Origin of the sequence: Rhizobium sp. Leaf321 (genome assembly GCF_001423215.1) — a bacterium.
GTDB classification, from domain to species: domain Bacteria; phylum Pseudomonadota; class Alphaproteobacteria; order Rhizobiales; family Rhizobiaceae; genus Neorhizobium; species Neorhizobium soli.
Genome location: NZ_LMOF01000007.1, coordinates 806920 through 809380 on the forward strand (window position 1 = coordinate 806920; position 2461 = coordinate 809380).

The window sequence follows — 2461 nt, forward strand, 5'->3', positions numbered from 1 at the left end:
TATCCTGAGAGGCTTCCGGCTGCGGCTGATAGACATCCGCGGAAAAGGCAACGGTGGTCGTCAGCAAGAACGCCATCGTGGCGGCTAGGCACTTCTTCACAGCTCATCTCCAAGCTTGTCGCATCAATGGCAGGCACAACGCCTGGCCACCTCTTTGACAACGGAGATTGAAGATGGGAGGTTAAATGTCGATTAACTATAAATTGTCGACGCAAATTAATCAGGTCGAGAGAAACAATAACTTCCGAAAGAGCCCGGAGCCATGGCAAACGAAGTTCCAAAGGTAAATATTGTTAACGGCTTTCACGTGATTGAGGAATCTTCCACCTTCTTCAAGGTCTACACTTACGATCTCCAGATCGGTGGCAACTTCACTTCCTTCAAAGATGCTGCCGATTATGCTAACAGCCTCAGTAGCAGACTGCCGCCACGCGCGAGATGATATATCCGCCCAGAGAAGCCATCCGCCATCCCCACCGACCTCTGCGGCGCATCACACGCTCAGCTGTATGATCACGACAGCGGCGGGCTAAAATCAAGGTCATGTCCGCTAGCCGAACGCTACCAATCAGCGTTCCCGTGTGGGCCTGTCATCCAAACCGTTGACTCTTTAGTCGCCTGAACCGACAATTCACTAGCAGTTTGCTTCGGGGGACCTTGGTGCGGCATACATCTGACCTCATGGCGGAACTAACACGCGCAGCGAATAACCTGGATAAGCGTAACAACCATCAGCGCAAGCGACTTGTGGAGGAAGCAATAATCGCGATCGAACACCTTCGCGATAGTGCGGAGGTCACTGCAAAGCTTAGCGCAAACGATCCCGCGTTTGAACTCCAGTTTATATCTGCGGCCATCACCATTGGCTGGGCTACAGACAGTCGCGTGAAAATGGCGCTCTTAGCAGCGGCATGCGAGATACGAGAACTAAGCGTGCTCTTAGACGCCAAGAATCGCGAGGACGAGCACCGATGACCCCTTCCCGGTTCAATGAATGCCTTCGCGTGATCCGGTGGACGCCGATCAATATTGCGTCCGCGCTTCAGTGTGAACTCTCCTGGATAGAGGCGCTGGAAGCAGGCAGTGAGGAGGTTCCGGTTGAGCTCGCCGCATGGCTTGAGGTGTTGGCGCAGACGCATGAGGTTCTGCCACCTCCGAAAACATACAGAGGAAAAAGGGCTGGATCGCTTCCCTGGGACCGCCCTCGCCGGCCGATCTCATAAGACCCATCCAGGAAGCCCCCGCGACCAGCGCTAAAAACTCTCTACAAGCTTGAGGGTCGCACAGTAACGTAAACCGTGCGACATCTTTGACCGACAGCAACCGGGCCAATCCAAATGAATGAAGCACTATCCTCGCTCGACAATATCGAAGTCATTTTCGACGTCGGAGCCAACGTCGGCAACACTGTCGAGGAGTGGCGAACCGCATTTCCCTCTGCCAAGATCTTCGCATTCGAACCCATCTCCACGACGTTCCGCCTCCTTCGAGAGAAAACCCAGACGATGACCGGCGTCCGCTGTTTCAGGGTCGCCTTAAGCGATACTAGCGGCGAAGGCGTGATGCGTGCCGTACCAGGCGGCGTTTACAATCGTCTCCTGACGGACGCTGAGGCTCGACCGTCGCATGTGCAGAACGTGCAAATTACAACGGGAGATACCTTCTGCTCGGAACATCGTATCAGGCAGATTGATTTTCTGAAAATTGATGCTGAAGGCAATGACCTCAAAGTGCTGTACGGCTTTCGAAACATGCTGACGGAACGAAAGATCCGTTACGTCCAGGTGGAAACTGGGGTCAACCTTGACAACAAGACCCATGTCAACCTCATCGAGTTCCTGAAGTTCTTCCACGAGATGGGCTACGGGCTCGTCGAGCTGTACGAACCGATCCGGCGCAACCCGCCGAAAAAGATGATGCAGAAGGGGATGTATTTCGCCAACGCGCTCTTCGCAGCGGAGGAACTAAGTGAGCGGGAACAGAGGATCGTCGAGAGAGATGCCCGCTTGGCTAAGCGGGCGGTCCGCGCCGGAGCCCCGACGGTTGAAAAATAGAAGCGGAACGAGACTGACCGCTTCACTTGATGCACGACTTACCAAGAATCTCCCTCTTCGCTGTAAGCGCACGCCCCCACATTGGAGTGTGAGCTAGTGTGGGATTCATAGGTAAGCCGCCGTATCGAGTTTGCGACTGACCGAGGCGGATCCTAGTTGTTTCGAACCCGCCTCAACCTCTTCATAGCTGATCCCTTCGCAGTCAGGGTGCGAAAGAGATCGGAGCGAAATCAGTCCTTCAGAGTAGGAAGCTGTCGCCGGTCAAAGAGATAGCGCCGTCAAGGTGAATACCAAAATCGGCCTTTCCATCTCCATTCGCGTCGCCGTAGACGAACGTTTCAGTACCATTCACCTGGTATCGCAACTCACCTTCGACCTTGTGAAACGAAGAGCCGCCGATAAAGTTA

At 54.2% G+C, this 2461-nt stretch carries 3 protein-coding genes; all 3 read left to right on the forward strand.

What is annotated here, in order from left to right:
* The first annotated feature begins 262 nt into the window (after positions 1–262).
* The 3 genes from ASF70_RS16740 to ASF70_RS16750 all read left to right on the forward strand — a co-directional run bounded on the left by ASF70_RS16740 (position 263) and on the right by ASF70_RS16750 (position 2054).
* A complete protein-coding gene (locus ASF70_RS16740) occupies positions 263–442 on the forward strand; it encodes a hypothetical protein (RefSeq protein ID WP_062581238.1) in 180 nt (59 codons plus the stop codon).
* Between the two features lie 529 nt (positions 443–971).
* Positions 972–1223 (forward strand): hypothetical protein, encoded by a 252-nt coding sequence (locus ASF70_RS24660; protein WP_082471935.1) that lies wholly within the window; start codon positions 972–974, stop codon positions 1221–1223.
* 114 nt (positions 1224–1337) lie between these two features.
* Positions 1338–2054, forward strand: a complete 717-nt coding sequence (locus tag ASF70_RS16750) for an FkbM family methyltransferase (protein ID WP_062581243.1) — start codon at positions 1338–1340, stop codon at positions 2052–2054.
* The last annotated feature ends 407 nt before the right edge of the window (positions 2055–2461 follow it).